This window comes from Nonomuraea marmarensis (genome assembly GCF_043197025.1).
Lineage (GTDB): Bacteria > Actinomycetota > Actinomycetes > Streptosporangiales > Streptosporangiaceae > Nonomuraea > Nonomuraea marmarensis.
Genome location: NZ_JBICRM010000071.1, coordinates 1 through 15,851, shown reverse-complemented (window position 1 = coordinate 15,851; position 15,851 = coordinate 1). Strand labels below are relative to the sequence as shown.

At 69.0% G+C, this 15,851-nt stretch carries 16 protein-coding genes; 8 read left to right on the top strand and 8 right to left on the bottom strand.

Annotated features, from left to right (window positions below; genetic code table 11):
- Positions 1 to 121: 121 nt before the first annotated feature.
- Positions 122 to 1,426 (bottom strand): MFS transporter, encoded by a 1,305-nt coding sequence (locus ACFLIM_RS49130; protein ID WP_393177637.1) that lies wholly within the window; start codon positions 1,424 to 1,426, stop codon positions 122 to 124.
- Positions 1,427 to 1,536: 110 nt separating this feature from the next.
- On the opposite strand from ACFLIM_RS49130, the gene ACFLIM_RS49125 reads away from it, so the two are divergent.
- Genes ACFLIM_RS49125 through ACFLIM_RS49110 form a run of 4 tightly spaced genes read left to right on the top strand, consistent with a single transcriptional unit; the run spans position 1,537 to position 6,256 of the window.
- Positions 1,537 to 2,529: an Lrp/AsnC family transcriptional regulator gene (locus ACFLIM_RS49125; RefSeq protein ID WP_393177635.1), complete on the top strand. Its 993-nt coding sequence runs from the start codon at positions 1,537 to 1,539 to the stop codon at positions 2,527 to 2,529.
- The gene (locus ACFLIM_RS49120) at positions 2,526 to 3,830 is read left to right on the top strand and encodes a M20/M25/M40 family metallo-hydrolase (protein WP_393177633.1); all 1,305 of its coding nucleotides are present in this window, start codon (positions 2,526 to 2,528) and stop codon (positions 3,828 to 3,830) included. Before ACFLIM_RS49125 ends, ACFLIM_RS49120 begins: the two co-directional genes overlap by 4 nt.
- Positions 3,831 to 3,833: 3 nt before the next feature.
- The gene (locus ACFLIM_RS49115; RefSeq protein ID WP_393177631.1) at positions 3,834 to 4,637 is read left to right on the top strand and encodes a purine-nucleoside phosphorylase; all 804 of its coding nucleotides are present in this window, start codon (positions 3,834 to 3,836) and stop codon (positions 4,635 to 4,637) included.
- Positions 4,634 to 6,256, top strand: coding sequence for a phospho-sugar mutase (locus ACFLIM_RS49110; protein WP_393177629.1), 1,623 nt, complete (start codon positions 4,634 to 4,636; stop codon positions 6,254 to 6,256). Before ACFLIM_RS49115 ends, ACFLIM_RS49110 begins: the two co-directional genes overlap by 4 nt.
- A gap of 17 nt (positions 6,257 to 6,273) precedes the next feature.
- Here ACFLIM_RS49110 and ACFLIM_RS49105 read toward each other — a convergent pair whose 3' ends face one another.
- Positions 6,274 to 7,677, bottom strand: coding sequence for an ATP-binding protein (locus ACFLIM_RS49105; RefSeq protein ID WP_393177627.1), 1,404 nt, complete (start codon positions 7,675 to 7,677; stop codon positions 6,274 to 6,276).
- 282 nt (positions 7,678 to 7,959) lie between these two features.
- On the opposite strand from ACFLIM_RS49105, the gene ACFLIM_RS49100 reads away from it, so the two are divergent.
- Positions 7,960 to 8,397, top strand: coding sequence for a cupin domain-containing protein (locus ACFLIM_RS49100; RefSeq protein ID WP_393177625.1), 438 nt, complete (start codon positions 7,960 to 7,962; stop codon positions 8,395 to 8,397).
- Between the two features lie 18 nt (positions 8,398 to 8,415).
- Here the strand turns inward: ACFLIM_RS49100 and ACFLIM_RS49095 are convergent, their stop codons facing one another.
- From ACFLIM_RS49095 to ACFLIM_RS49085, 3 genes are read right to left on the bottom strand one after another with little or no spacing between them, the layout of a single operon-like run.
- Positions 8,416 to 8,901 carry a GyrI-like domain-containing protein gene (locus ACFLIM_RS49095; protein WP_393177623.1) on the bottom strand — a complete coding sequence of 162 codons (486 nt, stop codon included), beginning with the start codon at positions 8,899 to 8,901 and terminating at the stop codon, positions 8,416 to 8,418.
- Positions 8,902 to 8,915: 14 nt separating this feature from the next.
- Entirely contained in the window at positions 8,916 to 9,815 is a 900-nt protein-coding gene (locus tag ACFLIM_RS49090) for a sigma-70 family RNA polymerase sigma factor (protein ID WP_393177639.1), read from the bottom strand.
- A gap of 8 nt (positions 9,816 to 9,823) precedes the next feature.
- A complete protein-coding gene (locus ACFLIM_RS49085; RefSeq protein ID WP_393177621.1) occupies positions 9,824 to 10,639 on the bottom strand; it encodes a MerR family transcriptional regulator in 816 nt (271 codons plus the stop codon).
- A gap of 108 nt (positions 10,640 to 10,747) precedes the next feature.
- On the opposite strand from ACFLIM_RS49085, the gene ACFLIM_RS49080 reads away from it, so the two are divergent.
- From ACFLIM_RS49080 to ACFLIM_RS49070, 3 genes are read left to right on the top strand one after another with little or no spacing between them, the layout of a single operon-like run.
- Entirely contained in the window at positions 10,748 to 11,446 is a 699-nt protein-coding gene (locus tag ACFLIM_RS49080; RefSeq protein WP_393177619.1) for a TetR/AcrR family transcriptional regulator, read from the top strand.
- Positions 11,406 to 12,842, top strand: coding sequence for an AMP-binding protein (locus ACFLIM_RS49075; protein ID WP_393177617.1), 1,437 nt, complete (start codon positions 11,406 to 11,408; stop codon positions 12,840 to 12,842). Before ACFLIM_RS49080 ends, ACFLIM_RS49075 begins: the two co-directional genes overlap by 41 nt.
- Positions 12,839 to 13,558: an enoyl-CoA hydratase/isomerase family protein gene (locus tag ACFLIM_RS49070; protein WP_393177615.1), complete on the top strand. Its 720-nt coding sequence runs from the start codon at positions 12,839 to 12,841 to the stop codon at positions 13,556 to 13,558. Before ACFLIM_RS49075 ends, ACFLIM_RS49070 begins: the two co-directional genes overlap by 4 nt.
- Here the strand turns inward: ACFLIM_RS49070 and ACFLIM_RS49065 are convergent.
- From ACFLIM_RS49065 to ACFLIM_RS49055, 3 genes are read right to left on the bottom strand one after another with little or no spacing between them, the layout of a single operon-like run.
- Positions 13,548 to 14,159, bottom strand: a complete 612-nt coding sequence (locus ACFLIM_RS49065; RefSeq protein WP_393177613.1) for a PH domain-containing protein — start codon at positions 14,157 to 14,159, stop codon at positions 13,548 to 13,550. The two genes, ACFLIM_RS49070 and ACFLIM_RS49065, sit on opposite strands and share 11 nt — an antisense overlap.
- Positions 14,156 to 15,223 carry an adenosine deaminase gene (locus tag ACFLIM_RS49060; protein WP_393177611.1) on the bottom strand — a complete coding sequence of 356 codons (1,068 nt, stop codon included), beginning with the start codon at positions 15,221 to 15,223 and terminating at the stop codon, positions 14,156 to 14,158. Before ACFLIM_RS49060 ends, ACFLIM_RS49065 begins: the two co-directional genes overlap by 4 nt.
- A gap of 26 nt (positions 15,224 to 15,249) precedes the next feature.
- Positions 15,250 to 15,603 carry a cupin domain-containing protein gene (locus ACFLIM_RS49055; RefSeq protein WP_393177609.1) on the bottom strand — a complete coding sequence of 118 codons (354 nt, stop codon included), beginning with the start codon at positions 15,601 to 15,603 and terminating at the stop codon, positions 15,250 to 15,252.
- Positions 15,604 to 15,851: the final 248 nt, after the last annotated feature.

The following is a 15,851-nucleotide window of genomic DNA, read 5'->3' as shown; positions in this document are numbered from 1 at the left end:
GCCTACCACCACGCCATCGACGACCTCAGCCGCCGCGCTGGAACCGCTGCCTGACCAGCGATCCCAGCTCAACATCCACAAACTTGACTCGATCTTCCCGGCTTCGCCGAATCAAGCCGGGCTAGCGCAGCGGCTGGTCCTTGGTCTCGCGCAGGACGAAGACGTAGACCAGCGTGGAGATCAGCGCCAGCGCCGACATGTACCACGGGAAGAGCCCGGGGTTGCCGGCCTCCTGCAGCGCGGTGCCGATCAGCGGGGCGGTGCCGCCGAAGAGCGCCACGGTCAGCGAGTACGGGAAGCCCGCGCCGGCCGCGCGCACCCTGGTCGGGAAGAGCTCGGAGTTCACCGCGGCCGAGATCGAGGTGAAGCAGCCGAGGAAGACCATGCCGATGAGCTGCACGACCAGCAGGCTCCCGTACGCGTCGGTGAGCAGGCCGAGCAGCGGCACGGGCAGGATCAGGAACCCCAGCCCGAAGGTGATCAGCATCGGCTTGCGCCCGATCCGGTCCGACAACATGCCCAGCAGCGGCTGCAGGATCATGAAGAACACCAGTGAGATCGTGCCGACCTGGAGTGAGTCGGCCTTGTCGAAGTTCACGGTGATCTGCGCGTAGGTGGGCAGGAAGCTGGTCCACGTGTAGTACGCGACGGTGCCCGCGATCGTGATGCCGACGATCGTGAACGCCGCCCTCGGATGGTGCTTGAGGAACTCGAACATCTTCGGCCGCTCGACCGTGCCCCGCTGGATCTCCCCCGCCACGGCCGAGGTCTCGTCGGCGCCCCTGCGGATCCACAGGCCCACGAGGCTGACCACGGCGCCCACGATGAACGGGATGCGCCAGCCGTACGAGTCCATGTCGGGTTTGATCAGGGTGGTGGCCAGCAGCGCCGCCAGTCCAGAGGCCAGGAGCTGGCCGATGGTGGTGCTGACGTACTGGAAGCTCGAGAACAGGCCGCGGCGGCCGGCCGGGGCCGACTCCACCAGGAACGTGGTCGCGGCGGCGAACTCGCCGCCCACCGACAGTCCCTGGACGAGCCTGGCCAGGGTCAGGATGAGCGGCGCCAGGATTCCCGCGGCCGCGTAGGTGGGGGTCAGGCCCACGAGCAGCGAGCCCGCGCCCATCAGCACGATCGTGAACGTCATCGCGGCCTTGCGCCCGTAGCGGTCGGCGAACGCGCCGACCAGCAGGCCGCCCAGCGGGCGCATGAAGAAGCCCACCGCGAAGACCGCGAACGCGCTCAGCAGCGGCACCAGGCTGTTGTCCGCGCTGGGCGGGAAGACCTGGGTGGAGAAGTACGTCGCGAGGAACGTATAGGCATACCAGTCGTACCATTCGACCACGTTGCCGATGCTCGCCGCCATGAGCTGGCGGACCCGGCTCCGGGGGATGCCGAGGGGGGACTCGGCCACGGGGGAGGTGGCCACGGGACCTCCTTTGCTGATAGGTGCGGTGATGGCTTACTGTGCAATTGCACGACCGAAACAGTCAAATGTCTACTCAGATATTTACAAACCCGACACAGAACAGGTTGCAGGTGGATGTTCTCGACCGGCGCCTCGTCGCCGCGCTCCAGGTCAGCCCCCGGGCCTCGTGGGGCGAGATCGGCCGGGCCGTGGGCGAGCACGAGCGTACGGTCGCCAGAAGGCTGCAGCGGCTGATCGCGGAGGGGATGGTGCGGGTCACGGCCATCTACGACGACCTGCGCACCGGCCACGGGCGTCCCGTGCACCTGCACGTCCGGGTGCGTCCCGGCACGGCGGTCAAGGTGGCCGAAGCGCTGGCCGACCGGCCCGACACGCGCTCGGTCTACGCCCTGACCGGCGCCGCCGACCTCGGCTGCGAGCTGGTCTCCCCGTCCAGGGAGGCCCTGCACCGCATTCTCTCCTTTGAGATCAGCGACATCGACGGGGTCTTGCAGACGCAGACTCAGGTCGTGCTCCACACGTTCAGGACCGTGGCCGAATGGCACGCGCCGTACCTCAGCGAGGAGGAAGTCGCCGAGCTGCGGCCGGCGCCGCTCCCCGACTGCCTGCCCGACGAGGAGGGCCTGTCACCTCTGGAGCAGGAGATCGCCGAGCTGCTGGCCGACGACGGCCGGATCGCCTTCACCGCGGTCGCCGAGCGCCTCGACATCTCCGTGCCGACCGCGCGCCGGCGGGTGACCTCGCTGATCGAGCGGCGCCTGCTGCTGCCGCGGGCCGAGGTGGAGCCCGCGCTGCTCGGGCTGGAGGTGGAGGCCATGCTCTGGCTGAAGGTCCGCCCGTACGGGCTCGACCTGGTCGGCCAGCGACTGGCCGCACACCCGTACGTACGCTACTGTGCCGCCACCTCGGGCACCCATTCCCTGATCGTGCAGGTCGTGGCGGCGCACGAGGCCGACCTCTACCGGTTCATGACCGAGGTCGTCGGCTCGCACGACGAGATCACCGACGTCGACCTCACCCTCATCACCCGCGCCTACAAACGCGGCCACCTCCGCAAGTCCGGACTGCTCACGCTGGATCACCGTTGGGAGAAAACGCCATGACACCCGCCGAGAAGGAAGTCGCCGACCTGTGCGTGGAGCTGATCCGCGCCGACAGCAGCAACTACGGGGACGGCACCGGCCCCGGCGAACGGGCCGCGGCCGAGGTCGTCATGGCCAGGCTGGCCGAGGTCGGCATCGACTACGAGTACATCGAGAGCGAGCCCGGCCGCGGCAACGTGATCACCCGCGTCGAGGGCACCGACCCGTCCCTGCCCGCGCTGCTCGTCCACGGGCACCTGGACGTGGTGCCCGCCAACGCGGCCGACTGGTCGGTGGACCCGTTCGCCGGCGAGGTGCGCGACGGCTACATCTGGGGCCGCGGCGCCGTGGACATGAAGGACATGGACGCGATGATGCTGGCGATGTTGCGCCAGCTCAAGCGCGAAGGACGCAAGCCGCGCCGCGACCTGGTGTTCGCCTGGCTGGCCGACGAGGAGGCCGGCGGCGTGTACGGCGCCAAATACCTCACCGCCCACCACCCCGGGCTGTTCGAGGGCGTCACCGAGTCGATCAGCGAGGTCGGCGGCTACTCGCTGGAGGTGGACCCGTCGCTGCGGCTCTACCTGATCGAGACCGCGCAGAAGGGCCTGGCCTGGATGAAGCTGACCGCCGACGGCACGGCGGGGCACGGCTCGATGCTGAACTCCGACAACGCCGTCACCGAGATCGCCAGGGCGGTGGCCAGGATCGGCGACCACGACTGGCCGCTCACGTACACGCCCACGGTGCGCCGGTTCCTCACCCAGGTCGCGGACGCGTTCGGGATCCCGTTCGACGAGGACGACCCGCAGCCGATCATCGACCGGATCGGGCCCCTGGCCCGCTTCGTCGGCGCGACCCTGCGCAACACCACGAACCCCACCCAGCTCGGCGCCGGCTACAAGTCCAACGTCATCCCCGGCCAGGCCACGGCGGTGATCGACGGGCGGTTCCTGCCGGGATTCGAGGAGGAGTTCTTCAAGACCATCGACTCGCTGCTGGGGCCGCGCGTCCGGCGCGAGTTCGTGCACCACGACATCGCGCTGGAGACCACCTTCGACGGCGACCTCGTCGAGTCGATGATCGCGGCGCTCGAGGCCGAGGACCCGGCCGCGCGGGCGATCCCGTACTGCATGTCCGGGGGCACCGACAACAAGACGTTCTTCGCGGACCTGGGGGTGCGCGGGTTCGGGTTCGTGCCGCTGCGGCTGCCTGGGGACATGGACTTCGCGGCGATGTTCCACGGCGTGGACGAGCGGGTGCCGGTGGACGCGCTGCAGTTCGGCGTGCGGGTGCTGGACAGGCTGCTCATAAACTACTGAGCTGTGACCAACGACGCATACACCCTGGCCAGTGAGGCCGCCGCGGCCCTGACCGGCGCGGCCGGCCTCGACACCTTCGACGTGGCGCTCGTCATGGGGTCGGGGTGGGTGCCCGCCGCCGACGCGATCGGCGAGACGCTTCGCGAGATCCCGTTCACGGACCTGCCCGGTTTCCGGGCTCCCGCCGTGGCCGGGCACGGCGGGCGGATCCGCGTCGTGCGCACTTCGGCGGGGCGGCACGCGCTGGTGTTCCTCGGGCGTACGCATCTGTACGAAGGGCTCGGGGTGGACGCGGTCGTGCACGGTGTGCGTACGGCGGCCGCGGCCGGAGTCCGTACCCTCGTGCTGACCAACGCGGCCGGCGGCCTGCGGCCCGAGACGCAGAACGTCGGCGACCCGGTCCTGATCAGCGACCACATCAACCTGACCGGGGCCAACCCGATCACCGGGACCACGTTCATCGACCTCACCGAGGTCTACTCGCGCCGCCTGCGCGCCCTGGTCCGCGAGATCGACCCGACCCTCACGGAGGGCGTCTACGTGGCCTTCCGCGGGCCCACGTACGAGACGCCGGCCGAGATCCGCATGTTGCGCACGCTGGGTGGCGACATGATCGGCATGTCCACCGTCCTGGAGGCCATCGCCGCCCGCGAGGCCAACCTCGACGTGCTCGGCATCTCCCTGGTCACCAACCCCGGCGCGGGCCTGTCCGGCGAGCCGCTGAACCACGAGGAGGTCCTGGAGGTCGGGCGGGCCACGGCGGCCCGCATGGGCGTGCTGCTGGCCAAGGTGGTGGACCAGCTGTGAACCTGCTGGACGAGGCCCGGCGGTGGCTGGCCCAGGACCCCGACCCGGATACCCGCCTGGAGCTCTCCGACCTGCTGGACCGCGAGGACCTGGCGGGTTTGCACGATCGCTTCGGGGCCAAGCTGGAGTTCGGCACGGCAGGGCTGCGTGGCGAGCTGGGCGCGGGCCCCAACCGGATGAACCGCGTCACCGTCATGCGCGCCGCCGCCGGCCTGGCCAAGGTGCTCGGGCCGGGCAAACACGTGGTCATCGGCTACGATGCCCGGCACAAGTCCGACATATTCGCCCGCGACACGGCCGCCGTCCTGACGGGCGCCGGGCTGCGTGCCTCGCTCCTGCCGCGCCCGCTGCCGACGCCCATCCTGGCCTTCGCCGTACGCCACCTCGGCGCGGACGCCGGGGTGACGGTCACCGCCAGCCACAACCCGCCGCGCGACAACGGCTACAAGGTCTACTGGGGCGACGGCTCCCAGATCGTGCCGCCGATCGACAGCGAGATCTCGGCCGCCATCGACGCCGTGGGCCGCGTCGACCGGCTCCCGCTCCGCGCCCCGGGCACGGAGCTGGGCGAGGACATCGTCAACGCCTACATCGACGCGGTGACATCCCTCCCCCTGGGCGAGGCCCGCGACCTCCGGATCGCGTACACACCGCTGCACGGGGTGGGCGCGGACACGCTGACGAGCGCCTTCCTGGCCGCCGGCTTCGAGCCGCCGGTGGCCGTGGACGAGCAACGCGACCCCGACCCCGACTTCCCCACGGTGTCCTTCCCCAACCCGGAGGAGCCGGGCGCGATGGACCTGGCCATCGCCCTGGCCGCCAAGCTGGACGCCGACCTGGTCCTCGCCAACGACCCCGACGCCGACAGATGTGCGGCGGGGGTCCCGCTGCCGGACGGCACATGCCGCATGCTGACGGGCGACGAGCTCGGGGGCCTGCTGGCCGAACACGTGATCACGCACACGTCCGGCGACCGCATGGTGGCCACCACCATCGTCTCCTCGACCCTGCTCGGCAAGATCGCCCAGCATCACGGGGTCCGGTACGGCGAGACGCTGACCGGCTTCAAGTGGATCATCAAGGCGGGCCCCGGGCTGGTGTTCGGCTACGAGGAGGCCATCGGCTACAGCGTCGGCTCGAACGCCGGCCTCCCGGTCCGCGACAAGGACGGCATCGGGGCGGCTCTGACGGTGGCGGCCATCACGGCGACCGCCAAACGCGACGGCCGTACTCTGCTGGACCTGCTGGACGACCAGGCGCGGCGCTACGGCCTGCACGCCACGTCCCAGCTCTCCTTCAGAGTGGCCGACCTGTCCCTGATCACCTCCGCCATGTCCCGGCTACGCGCGGACCCGCCTTCTGCGCTCGGGGGGCGGACGGTGTCGCGGGCGGACGACCTGGCGAAGGGCGACGGGGGCCTCCCCCCGACGGACGGCCTGCGCTACCGCCTGTCGGGTGACGCCCGCGTGGTGGTACGCCCTTCGGGCACCGAGCCCAAGCTGAAGTGCTACCTGGAGGTCGTCGTACCGGTGACGGGCGAGGTCACGGAGGCGCGGACCCGCGCCACAGCGGACCTCAACGCCCTGAAAGCGGACCTGACCACCCACCTCGGCCTCTGAAGCGGGACCCCCAGCGGCTATCGCCAGACGTCGAGCAACTCCTCGGGAGTGACCTCCTTGACCCCCTCCACGTCGCACCCGCTGCGAGAGACCGCGTAAAGCGGTGTGGAAGCGTCGGCACCCGGGATCTTGCTGCGATGGACGATGAGCTCGTTCAGATCGTGACGATCAAAAGGCCGGTTCTCGAGCCACTTCACGGAGCCGACCATCGTGATCTTCTTCGCGACCGGCTCCCGATCGGCGCCGACGAGGTCGATCTCGGGGTTGTTGGTCCTCGTCCAATACCCGCCAATCGCCCCGGTCGCCTCGGGCAACCCGTCCATGCGGCGGAGGGACTCGCGGACGGTGGGCTCCACGGCCGTGCCGCGCCAAGCCGTCCACGAACGCTCTATGCGGCTGAGCACAAGATCGCCGCGCCCGCGGTCGATCTCTGGCATGCCCGGTTCGACAAAGGACAGCCAGAATCGCAGATGCGTGTCCGCGATGTGGTAGCGGCGTTCCTTCGATGGGCGGGTGGACAACGGCACCTCTGCCACGACCATGCGCTTTTCCATGAGGACTTGCAGGCCGCGCTGGACTGACGTGCCGGGCATCCCGCCGGACGCCTTGGAGATGGAGGAGAAGGTGCGTTGTCCCGAACCGATGGCCTTCAACAGGCTCCTGGCCTGCGCCTCCGGCGGGAACTCCGCCGACATGGCGCGTTCGCCGCTCACGGTCAGCGCTGAGGTCGGGTCGGGGACGACGGTGTTCAGAAAGTCCCACACGGTCGCGCCGGCCGGCCATTCGTCCAGGATCATGGGGAGGCCGCCCGTGACCAAGTAGGCGTCGATGGCTTCGGCCGGTGGCAAGCCCAGCTTCTCCGCCACGTCGGCGGGGGTGAGCGGATTGATCACCATCTCCGACGCTCGCATGTAGAACGGACGGTCGTACTGGTTGATCGCTTCCATGATGGACAGATCAGAACCGATGAGTATGAGCAGCATGGGACGGCGGGAGAATTCTCGGTCGAAAAGACGCTGCAACCTGCCTTCGAGGTGCGGATCTTCAGCGATCATGAAGGGGATCTCGTCGAGGACCACGATGCTGGGCGAGTCTTGGGGAACGGCCTGCGCCAGCAGCCGAAGCGCGCTGTCCCAAGAGGACGGAGCCATCCCCTCGAAGAGGGAAGCGTCGGGCAGGTCTGAGGCCGCGGCATCCGCGATGAAGCGCTCGAGTTGATCGGAGAGCGGCTCGTGCGCCGCGGTGAAGAACAGGCTGGGTACGCCGCTCCGGTGAATGAACTCCTCAGCGAGGCGCGATTTCCCCACTCGGCGACGGCCGCGCATGAGGATGGCGCGCCCTGGCCGATCGCCTGCACCTACGCGCGTGAAGTAGCGGCCCAGCGTGGCCAGCTCTCGATCGCGTCCGATGAATCCATCCATCTGACCCCCCTAAGACAACCAACTTTGGTTGTACCAGATTCGGGACTACCAAGTCTGGTTGCTTCCTGGGAATCGCTCAGCCCCAGACGTCGAGCAACTCCTCAGGCGTGACGTGTGTGACCCCTTGAACGCTGCATCCACTCCGGGAGACCGCGTAGAGCGGCGTGGAACTGTCCGCATTGCGCAGGCGTCGAACGGCGTCCCGCGTAGCCGCGAATTCGCGTGCCCGCGCCCTGAGCTCATCCAATAGCGTCCCCCGCCCGGCTGGGGAAGGGTGAAGCCATGGACGGACCGTACGCGCTGAAGGCCGGAGAGGGCTGGGTCTACCGCTTCGGCATTGATCTGACGGTGAAGATTGATCTGACGGTGAAGACGGGCGAGTTGGACGGCGGGCCGCGGCTGGCGATGTTCGAGTTCGCCACGCGCGCCGGCGAGGAGCCGCCGGACCACACGCACGCGACGGAGGACGAGATCTTCTATGTGCTGAAGGGCGCCCTGACGTTTCGGTGCGGGGACCACACGTTCGAGGCGGAGAACGGCGGTTTCGTGTTCCTGCCGCGCGGCATCGAGCACGGTTACACGATCCGCGGTGACGGGGAGGCTCGCCTGCTGGTCGTGACCGCGCCAGCCCAGGAGGGCGCCGGCGGCTGGGGTGGCTTTGTGGGCCGCTTCCAGGCCGCCGGCGATCCGCACACTTCCCCGCCCGGCTACGCCGGCTGAGAGCGCGTGCGTTTGGGTTTACGCAAGACGGAACTGCAGGTCGGTGTCCCAGTTGTTGAGGTCGGGCTCGACCCTCGGGTCCGTCTTGTAGAACTCCAGGCGGCAGCCCCAGTGCTCCGTACCGTCCTTTTCGGTCATGTCCCAGGTCAGGCCCTGTTCCTCGGTCCACTTCAGCAGGGACGCGGTGACGCCCATGAGCTGGTCGGGGTGGCCGTGGTGGGAAGTGGTGACGTAGCGGCCCGCCGGGAGGACGTCCGCGAATATCTCGCCCTCCCCTTCCAACGGCGTGGCGACCGGTACGCCGGCCTGCACCACCAGCCGGTCCTCGGGCATGTTGATGGCGTCGTACCTGAAGAACGGGGCTCCGGCGGGGGCGACGCCGCGTTCGGCGAGCCAGCCGATCATTCCGGCGATGCGGTCCCCGACCAGGCCGAAACTGGTCATGGTGATGGTCTTGCGGATCCCGATGTAAGGACGTTCGGGAAATTCGACGATCTGTGGCATGTTGTGTTCCTCCTTCATCCGTTAGTACGGAGCGGGGGCGCCGAACTCATCGGCAGGTCGAAGAACGGGAACAATCCGGGATCCAGGTACGTGGTGACACCCGTGATGAGACCGTCGCCCTCGATGACGACCAGGGCGAACGGCTCGCCGTGAAGGTACTGGGCGAAGGCGGGGGAGCCGTTCGCCCGCGTCGGCAGGAGGCGGGACCCGGCGCACGGCGCATCGGAGGCGAGCAGGACCGCGCGGATGTGCTCGCGCCCGCGCAACCACCACGTGAACGGCGGCATCGACATCGTCGCGTCCTCGTGCAGCAACGACACCAGGGTGGCCACGTCGTAACGCTCGAACGCCGACACGTAGCGGGTCAGCAGGTCCTCGTCCACCTCTCCGGCCGGAGAGCCGATCAAGGGGAGCCTGGCGCGAGCCCGTTGCAGGGTGCTGTTGATCGACGTGACCGTGGTGGACAGGAGGGTGGCCGTCTCGGCGGCGGTCCACTTCAGGACGTCGCGGAGGATGAGGACGGCTCGTTGGCGGGGCGGGAGGTGCTGGAGGGCCGCCACGAAGGCCAGGCGGATGGTCTCCTTCGCCACCGCCACGTCCGCCGGGTCAACGCGGCTGTCCGGGACGGGATAGACCCACCTGTCCTGCGGGAGCGGGACGCCCAGGTCGGCGCCCGGAATCGCGGCGGGGACGAGGTCCATGGCGCGGGCGCGGCGCTGCGGGCCGCGCAGCATGTCGAGGCAGATGTTCGTGGCCAGGTGGAACAACCACGAACGCAGCGGGCCCCGCCCGGGATCGTAGGTACGCCACGCCCGTACGAACGTCTCCTGCACCGCGTCCTCGGCCTCGAACCCCGAGCCGAGCATGCGGTAGCAGTAGCCGGTCAGCTCGACCCGGTGCCCTTCCAGCTCCATCGCGTCCACTACGCCGGGGTCACCTCGATCTGGAGCTCGGTCACCCATTCGTCCGGGTTCTCGGGGCAGTGCAGGGAGATCTCCCTGGCCAGGGCCCGCGAACGGAAGCCGTTCTCCTCGATCCAGTGGGCCAGCGCCTGGAACGTCGGCCCTACCTGCTCCATCGACCCGTGGTGGATGATCGTGGCCGCCGTCTCGATGCCGGGCAGGTCCACCACGTCGAAGTCGTACGGACCCGGCGGCACGGAGACCGGCAGGCAGGCGTGCACCATGACCGAGCCGTCGGATTCCTCCTGGTAGTAGGCGAGCCCGGGACCGATGATCCGCACGGAGGCCGCCTCCACCCGTCCGCAGATCTGGGCGAACAGCGGCTGGATGACCGGGCCGATGTCCTCGCCCTCGTAGCTGGCCGCCCGGGCGCTGAGCTCGGCGACCCGGATCGGGCTCACACTCTTCAGTACGACCTCCGCCGTCCGCATGTGACCTTCCCTCTCGATCGTACGGAGTCGCGCCTCGACGCCTCGCAACCTGGCCAGGTCGGCGCTGATCTGGGCTTCGAGCTGGGCGCGGCGCAGTCGTACCATGCCGTGCAGCTCCTCCGCGCTCACCTTCTCGTCGAGGATGGCCCTGACCTGCTCCAGCGTGAAGCCGAGGTCCTTGATCGCGACGATGCGGTTGAGCCTGGACAGCTGCGCGGCCTGGTAGGAGCGGTAGCCGGTGACCGGGTCCACGTGCGCGGGGCGCAGCAGGCCGATCGCGTCGTAGTGCCGCAACATCCGTACGGACACCAGCCCCAGCCTGGCGAAATCTCCGATGCTGAACATGTCCTCCCCAGGTGTAGGGGCTCACACGGTGTCAGAGTCAACCTATGGCGATTTCAGATGACATGGGGTATTTTCCGGAGAAAGGCGACCGAACGTTCGGTAGGACACATGATCTTGGATCTCACGGACCGGGACGCGGATGCGAGCCTGCGGATCAGGACGGCGGCGGTGCTGCTGTTCGCCCGGCAGGGCTACGCGGCGACGAGCATCCGCGACCTCGCCAAGGCGGTCAACATGACCAATGCCGGGATTTATCATCACGTGTCGAGCAAGGAAGCCCTGCTGGCCGACCTCATGCGCGTCGCGCAGCGTGGCCTGATCGACGCCACCGGACGCATGCTGGCCAACGTCGAACGCCCCGCCGACCGCCTCGCCCTGCTGATCAGCTCACTCACCGCCGTCCACGCCCTCAGCCCCATGACCACCCGCGTCATGGACGGCGAGTTGCGCTCCCTGACGCCCGGCTCAACGGCCCACGACGAGATCATCGCCCTCCGCGACGCCTATGAGGCCCACTGGAAACGCGCCCTCGCGGACGGGGTCTCCGCCACGGCGTTCCGCGTCGCCGACCAGAAGCTGACCCGCCTCGCCCTGATGTCCATGTGCACCGGCACCAGCGAGTGGTACCGCCCCGACGGGGACTCCACGCTGGAGCAGGTGTGCGCCGAGTTCGTCACGATCGGCCTGGCGGCCGTCCGCACCCCCGCCCAGGCCGTGGTGACGCTCGATCTCGCTCTGCTGCCCGACTTCCCGTGGGAGCCGCCGGATGTACGAAACGATCCCCGACCTGATGAGGCACGCCGCTAGAACGTACGGCGAACGTGAGTTCCTCCGCTTCCCCGACACCTCCCTGACCTTCGCGGACGCCGACGCCCGGTCCGACCGGCTGGCCCAGGGCCTGATCGACAAGGGCGTACAGCCCGGCGATCGGGTGGCGATCATGATGGACAACGTGCCCGCCTGGCCGTTGAGCTGGCTCGGGATCCTCAAGGCCGGGGCGATCGCCGTCCCGGTGAACGCCCGCTACCAGGCGGCCGACCTGGCGCACGTCCTCGACGACTCGGGCGCCGTACTCACCCTGACCACCGTCGACTACGCCCGCATCCCCGAGCCCCTAAACACCCATATACCGCTCAAAGCCGACGATGTCGCGAATTTTCAGTACACGTCGGGTACGACCGGCTTCCCCAAAGCCTGCATGCTCACCCACGACTACTGGCTCAGGACCGCCCAGATCGCCGCCGACCAGGTACGCCTGCGCGACGACGACGTCATGCTGATCGCCCAGGCGTACTCCTACATGGACCCCCAGTGGGCCACCCTCCTCTGCCTCATCGGCGGCATTCCCCTTGTCGTGCTCCCCCGATTCTCCGCCTCCGGCTTCTGGGCCTCGGCCAGGGAGCACGGCGCGACCCTCACGTACGTGCTGGGCAGCATGCCCCTCCTCATGCACAAGCAGCCACCCCACCCGCACGATCGCGACAACCGCATGCGGCTCGTGCTCTGCTCGGGCATCCAGCCGGACCTGCACCAGGCCTTCGAGGAGCGCTGGGGCGCGCCGTGGCGCGAGCTGTACGGCTCCACGGAGAGCGGCCCCGACCTGGTCGTGCCCGTGGACGCGGCCGAGACGGTCGGCACCGGCGCCATGGGCCTCGCGCCACCGGGCAAGGAGGTCGAATTAGACAGGGAGACCGGCGAGATCCTGGTCAGAGGCGTGCCCATGATGAACGGCTACTGGAACCACCCGGAGGCCACCGCCCACGCCTTCAGAGGCGGCTGGTACCACACGGGCGACCTGGGCTTCCGCGACGCAAGCGGCTATATCCACCACGCCGGTCGATTGAAGGACATGGTGCGCAGGGGCGGCGAGAACATCTCGTGCGCCGAAGTGGAAAGGGTGCTCACCCAGCACCCGGCGGTCCTGCAGGCGGCCCTGGTGCCCATCCCCGACGACCTGTGGGGCGAGCTCCCCAAGGCGTTCCTCCAGCTCCGCCCCGGACACGGCCCGGACGAGAGCACCGCCGTGAGCGTGATCGAGCACGCCAGGGAACGCCTGGCCAGGTTCAAGATCCCGGCGTACGTCGAGTTCGTCGAGGCGTTCTCCCTGACCCCGTCGGCCCGTATAGAGAAGCGCCACCTCCTCACCCCGGAACGCGACCAGCGTGCCGCCCCCGCCATCGCGACCGACAAGGAGCAGTCATGATCGAGGTAACGGTACGCGACGAGGTGGCCGTGATCACGCTCGCCCGCCCGGACAAGCTCAACGCCCTCACCGCCACCATGCGCAGGGACCTGGCGGCGGCGGTACGCGAGCACGGCAAGAGCGCCAGAGGCATCGTGGTCACCGGCACAGGCAGGGCGTTCTCGGCCGGCGAGGACCTGCACGAGGCCGCCGGCCAGTCGCTGGTGGCGGAGGTGGAGCTGTTCCACGACCTGACCAGAGCTGTGCTGGAGACGCGGGTCCCGGTCGTGGCCGCGATCAACGGCCTGGCCGTGGGCGGGGCCGCCGAATGGACGCTCTGCTTCGACACCCGCATCGGCACTCCGGCAGCCGAATACTTCTTCCCGGAGAACCACATAGGACTGTCGATCTCGAACGCCTCCAGCTACCTGCTCCCCCGCCTGGTGGGCGCCAAGGCGCTGAAGCTGGTGCTCGACTCCACCCGCATGACGGCCGAGCAGGCCCACACGATCGGCCTGCTGGACGAGATCGTCGCCCCGGAGGACCTACTGGACACGGCGATCGCCCGCGTACACCACTGGACCGCCCCGGACACGGCCACGGCCGTGCACCTGAGGCTGCTGCGCCCGTCCCTGGCCGAAGTCGAGCGGGCCTTCACCATGGAGACGGAGGCGGCCATCGAGGTGGAGGAATCGGGCATCGCGCAGGCAGGCATCACCCGATTCATCAGGCGATGACGATCGCCACGACCACCAGCACGACCGCCACCAGCAGCACGGCGATGGAGTCGTACGACCACGTGACCCGGGCCGGCGCCGCCACCTCGTCGCGGCGCCTGGCCGACTCGACGCGATCGCGGATCTGGTCGCCCACCCAGTCGGCGTGTGTCTTGCCCGCGAACGCCTCCACCGCCGCCTGCTCGCCCTTCGACAGCGTGGGCTCGGTCGTGTATCGCCCACGCCGCTGCCGGGGTGCCCCGCGCCGCTGCGCCTTGGCCCGCTCTCGCGCGCTGCTCATCGGCGTCCACAACCGCAGCACCCCCTCGTCGCCGTAGCGGACGTTGATGGAGTGCGAGACCGTGACGTCCTCGATCGACGCCCACGGCAGGAACGTCGTGCGGAACGGGTTGCGCCCCACCAGCCCCGCCTCCGTGAACACGGTGGCGGGTCGGAGCGCGATCGCGTAGACCAGCGCCGTCAGCGCCCCGAGCACGGCCAGCGCCACCAGCGACGGCTTGCCGCTGTAGCGGACGATCAGGTCCCAGACGTTGAGCGCGGCGAAGGCCAGCCACACCCACCCGAGCACGAACGCGGTCCTGGACCGGTAGGTCTGCTTCACGGCTGCCACTTGAGCTGCGCGAACCCCGGCTTGATCACACCGTTGATCAATGCCAGCCGCTCGTCGAACGGGATGAACGCCGACTTCATCGCGTTGACCGCGAACCACTGCAGGTCGTCCCACCCGTAGCCGAACGCCTCCACCAGCTTGTGGAACTCCAGTGACAGGTTCGTCGCGCTCATCAGCCGGTTGTCGGTGTTGACCGTGACCCTGAAGTGCAGCCGCCGCAGCAGCCCGATGGGGTGCTCGGCGATCGACGCGGCGGCGCCGGTCTGCAGGTTGGAGGTGGGGCACATCTCCAGCGGAATGCGCTTGTCCCGTACGTACGCCGCCAGCCGCCCCAGCTTGGCGGACCCGTCGCCGGCCACGGAGATGTCGTCGATGATCCGCACGCCGTGCCCGAGCCGGTCGGCGCCGCACCACTGGATCGCCTGCCAGATCGACGGCAGCCCGAACCCCTCGCCCGCGTGGATGGTGAAGTGGGCGTTCTCCCGCTGCAGGTATTCGAACGCGTCGAGATGCCTCGTGGGCGGGTATCCGGCCTCGGCCCCCGCGATGTCGAACCCCACCACGCCCACATCCCGGTAACGCACCGCGAGCTCGGCGATCTCCATGGACCGGGCCTGGTGCCGCATGGCCGTGAGCAGCGTACCGACCCGGATGCCCGCGGACTCCTGCCGGAACCCGTCGAGCACCGCCTCCACCACCTGGTCGAGGCTCAGCCCCCGGGTGGTGTGCTGCTCGGGCGCGAAGCGCACCTCGGCGTAGACCACTCCGTCGGCGGCCAGGTCCTGGGCGCACTCGGCGGCCACGCGGACGAGCGACTCGCGCGTCTGCATGACCCCGACCGTGTGCTCGAACGTCTCCAGGTAACGTTCAAGCGAGCCCGAGTCGGCCGCCTCCTCGAACCATTTGCGCAGGTTGTCGGGGTCGTCCGTGGGCAGCCGATCATAACCGGTCTCCCGGGCCAGCTCGACGATCGTCTCGGCGCGGAGCCCGCCGTCGAGGTGATCGTGCAGCAACACCTTGGGAGCCCGCCGGATCTCGTCAAGCGTGGGGCTCATCTGGCCATGATATGAGCAGCGCCCGGCTACGGCTCCCTGCCCGCCGCTTCCGGAGAAAAGGCGGGCAGGCACACGGCGATGTACTCGGCCCCTTCGGGACCCGAGCTGTAACGCACCTTCTCCCCCGGCGCCGTCACCACCGACTGCCCGGCCGCGACCTCGATCGTGCCCTCGTCATGCTCCACGATCACAGTGCCGCGCAGGACCACGGTGTATTCGGTGAACGCCGGCGTCTGAGCCGGCTCCTCCCACCCGGGCGGCGCGGTCATATGGGCGATGGAGATCGCCTCGTCACCGCTACTGACACGACCGACGTGCTCGTCAATCAGCTTTCCACCAGGTACGGGAATGCGGGCTGGGCCCTCGATCTTTCTCACCACGAGGCCAGGTTAGCTTCTTCCGCTGTTTCGAACATGCGGGTCCTCCCGCATGTCATCGAAAGCCTCTTCCGCTGTTTCGGGGTATGCGGGGTGTCCCCGCAGGTCTGTTTCGGGGTATGCGGGGTGTCCCCGCAGGTCTGTTTCGGGGTATGCGGGGTGTCCCCGCAGGTGGGTGTCCCCGCAGGTCTGTTTCGGGGTATGCGGGGTGTCCCCGCAGGTGGGTGTCCCCGCAGGTCTGTTTCGGGGTA

Bases quoted from the DNA above. Each gene is read 5' to 3' on its own strand.
- ACFLIM_RS49105 (WP_393177627.1), bottom strand. From the start codon at position 7,677: ATGGATGGATTCATCGGACGCGATCGAGAGCTGGCCACGCTGGGCCGC.
- ACFLIM_RS49060 (WP_393177611.1), bottom strand. From the start codon at position 15,223: ATGAGCCCCACGCTTGACGAGATCCGGCGGGCTCCCAAGGTGTTGCTG.
- ACFLIM_RS49100 (WP_393177625.1), top strand. From the start codon at position 7,960: ATGGACGGACCGTACGCGCTGAAGGCCGGAGAGGGCTGGGTCTACCGC.
- ACFLIM_RS49120 (WP_393177633.1), top strand. From the start codon at position 2,526: ATGACACCCGCCGAGAAGGAAGTCGCCGACCTGTGCGTGGAGCTGATC.
- ACFLIM_RS49090 (WP_393177639.1), bottom strand. From the start codon at position 9,815: ATGGAGCTGGAAGGGCACCGGGTCGAGCTGACCGGCTACTGCTACCGC.
- ACFLIM_RS49085 (WP_393177621.1), bottom strand. From the start codon at position 10,639: ATGTTCAGCATCGGAGATTTCGCCAGGCTGGGGCTGGTGTCCGTACGG.
- ACFLIM_RS49070 (WP_393177615.1), top strand. From the start codon at position 12,839: ATGATCGAGGTAACGGTACGCGACGAGGTGGCCGTGATCACGCTCGCC.
- ACFLIM_RS49095 (WP_393177623.1), bottom strand. From the start codon at position 8,901: ATGCCACAGATCGTCGAATTTCCCGAACGTCCTTACATCGGGATCCGC.
- ACFLIM_RS49075 (WP_393177617.1), top strand. From the start codon at position 11,406: ATGTACGAAACGATCCCCGACCTGATGAGGCACGCCGCTAGAACGTAC.
- ACFLIM_RS49080 (WP_393177619.1), top strand. From the start codon at position 10,748: ATGATCTTGGATCTCACGGACCGGGACGCGGATGCGAGCCTGCGGATC.